At 74.6% G+C, this 2,584-nt stretch carries 4 protein-coding genes; all 4 read left to right on the forward strand.

What is annotated here, in order from left to right:
* A partial coding sequence (locus VMI11_14345; protein HTY73576.1) for a tRNA dihydrouridine synthase DusB occupies positions 1–354 on the forward strand: 354 nt, incomplete at its 5' end.
* A 43-nt stretch (positions 355–397) separates the two neighbouring features.
* A complete protein-coding gene (locus tag VMI11_14350; protein HTY73577.1) occupies positions 398–1,060 on the forward strand; it encodes a YdcF family protein in 663 nt (220 codons plus the stop codon).
* A 27-nt stretch (positions 1,061–1,087) separates the two neighbouring features.
* Positions 1,088–2,326, forward strand: a complete 1,239-nt coding sequence (locus tag VMI11_14355) for a deoxyguanosinetriphosphate triphosphohydrolase (protein HTY73578.1) — start codon at positions 1,088–1,090, stop codon at positions 2,324–2,326.
* A 53-nt stretch (positions 2,327–2,379) separates the two neighbouring features.
* The coding region (locus VMI11_14360) for an FAD-dependent oxidoreductase (GenBank protein ID HTY73579.1) at positions 2,380–2,584 on the forward strand (205 nt) is incomplete at its 3' end.

Below are 2,584 nucleotides of genomic sequence, written 5' to 3' on the forward strand. Positions count from 1 at the left end.
CTGGCCGAGGTGACCCGGGTGCTGCGTCGTCACGTCGACCTGCTCGTCGAGACCTATGACGGCGACGAGGACAAGGCCTGCCGTGACATCCGCAAGCACGTGGCCTGGTACCTCAAGGGCTTCCGCGTGGGCGGCCCGACCAGGGCCGCGCTCGCGCTCGTGTCCACCCGCGCCGAGCTCGACGACCTCCTCGGGAGCTTGGCGCTGGACCAGCCCTTCCCGGACGAGGTGGCGGGGCTGCCCCGAGGGCGTACGTCCGGCATCCCGCGGGTCGCGCTGCCGGCGGGCTGGCTCGACGACCCTGACGAGGACGTCGTGCCGTACGCCGCCGAGCTCGCGACCTCTGGCGGCTGAGCGGATGGTTCCGCGGGTCGTGCGGACGGGCAGACTGGACGACGTGACGGCGACGACGCCCCAGACGGGGGCTCACGAGGCCGGTGACGCGGCCCGGCGTCGCCGGGTCCGGCGCCGTCGCCTCGTCGCCCTCGGTGTCGTGGCCGTGCTCGCCCTCGGGTGGCTGTGGCTGGCCAGCGTGCCCACGCGGATCTGGTGGACCGCCCGCCAGGACCAGCGGCCGCGCTCCGACGTGCTCGTCGTCCTGGGCGCCAGCCAGTACAACGGCCGCCCCTCCCCGGTGCTGCAGGCGCGGCTGGAGCACGCGCTGGTCCTCTACCGCGACGGGGTGGCCCCGCACGTGATCACCGTGGGCGGCAAGCGGCCGGGGGACAACTACACCGAGGCCGCCTCGGGCAAGGACTGGCTGGTCGCGCGCGGCGTACCGGCGTCGTCGGTCGTGGCCGTGCAGTCCGGCAGCGACACGTGGAACAGCATGCAGGCGGTGGCCACCGAGATGCGCCGGCACGACTGGCGCAGCGCGGTGATCGTGACCGACCCCTGGCACTCCTTCCGCTCCCGGGAGATGGCCCGCCACCTGGGGCTGACGGTGGCGACCTCGCCGACGCGCACCGGCCCGATAGTCCAGCAGCGGGGCACCGAGGTGCACTACATCGTCCGCGAGACGGGGGCCTACCTGTCCTGGCTCTGGCACGACCGCCGCTGACCTGGCGCGGTCCGTAGAGTGACAGGCGTGGTGGGCGAGGGCCGCGGTGAGGGGTACGACGCCCACGCGCAGGAGCGCTGGGCCCCGGAGGCGCCCAAACGCTCCGGCCGTACGTGCTTCGCCCGCGACCGGGCACGCGTCCTGCACTCGAGCGCGCTTCGCCGGCTCGCCGCGAAGACCCAGGTCGTGCACCCGTGGGACGAGGACGTCCCGCGGACCCGGCTGACCCACTCGATCGAGGTCGGCCAGGTGGGCCGCGAGCTCGGCCAGGCCCTCGGCTGCGACCCCGACCTGGTGGAGGCCGCCTGCCTCGCCCACGACCTCGGGCACCCGCCGTTCGGGCACACCGGCGAGGCCGCGCTCGACGAGGCGGCCAAGGCGTGCGGCGGCTTCGAGGGCAACGCCCAGTCGTTGCGGATCCTGACCCGCCTCGAGCCCAAGACCGTGACCGCCGAACGCAGCGTGGGCCTGAACCTGACCCGCGCCAGCCTCGACGGGGCGACGAAGTACCCCTGGCCGCCGCGGGACGGCGCCGACGGCAAGTACGGCGTCTACGCCGAGGACCTCGAGGTCTTCGTCTGGCTGCGCGCAGGAGCGCCCGAGGGGGTGCGCTGCCTGGAGGCGCAGGTGATGGACGCCTCCGACGACATCGCCTACTCGGTGCACGACCTGGAGGACGCGCTCGTCTCGGGGCACCTCACCCTCGCCCAGCTCGCCGACCCGGTCGAGCAGGAGGCCGTCGCCCGGGTGGCGGTGGAGCGCTACGCCGCCGACGCGACGCGGCAGGAGATCGTCGACGCGCTGCAGCGGCTCGATGACCAGCCATGGTGGCCGCAGGCCTTCGACGGGTCGCGCCGCGGCCTCGCCGAGCTGAAGAACCTGACCTCCCAGCTCATCGGCCGCTTCGCCTCGGCGGCGGAGTCGGCCACGCGCGAGGCGTACGGCGGACGGCGGCTGACCCGCTACGCCGCGGACCTCGTCGTGCCGCGCGGGACGAGGCTGGAGTGCGCGGCGCTGAAGGCCGTCACCGCCGTCTACGTGATGGAGCGGGCGGGGGCGCCGGAGGCGCGGGCCCGCCAGCGCGAGATCGTCCACGAGATCGTCGCCGCGCTCGTGCTCGGCGCGCCGGGGTCGATCGACCCGGTGCTGCGACCGGACTTCGACGCGGCGGCCAGCGACGCCGAGCACCTTCGCGTGGTCGTGGACCAGGTGGCCTCGCTCACCGACCCGGCCGCGCTGGCGCTGCAGCGCCGGCTCACGCGCTGAGGGCTCGCCGACCTGCGAGGGCGCGACGGCTCGCGCGCTCGTAGGGTGGCGGGATGAGCCAGTACGTCGTCATCGGCGGCGGCCTCGCCGGCGCCAAGGCCGTGGAGACCCTGCGGACCGAGGGCTTCGACGGCAGCGTGGTCCTCGTCTCGGGCGAGAAGCAGGTGCCGTACGAGCGTCCACCGCTGTCGAAGGGCTTCCTGCTCGGAACCGAGGCGGCCGAGAAGGCGCAGGTGCACGAGCCGGGCTGGTACGCCG

It is taken from the genome of Actinomycetes bacterium, assembly GCA_035506535.1.
Classification (GTDB): domain Bacteria; phylum Actinomycetota; class Actinomycetes; order DATJPE01; family DATJPE01; genus DATJPE01.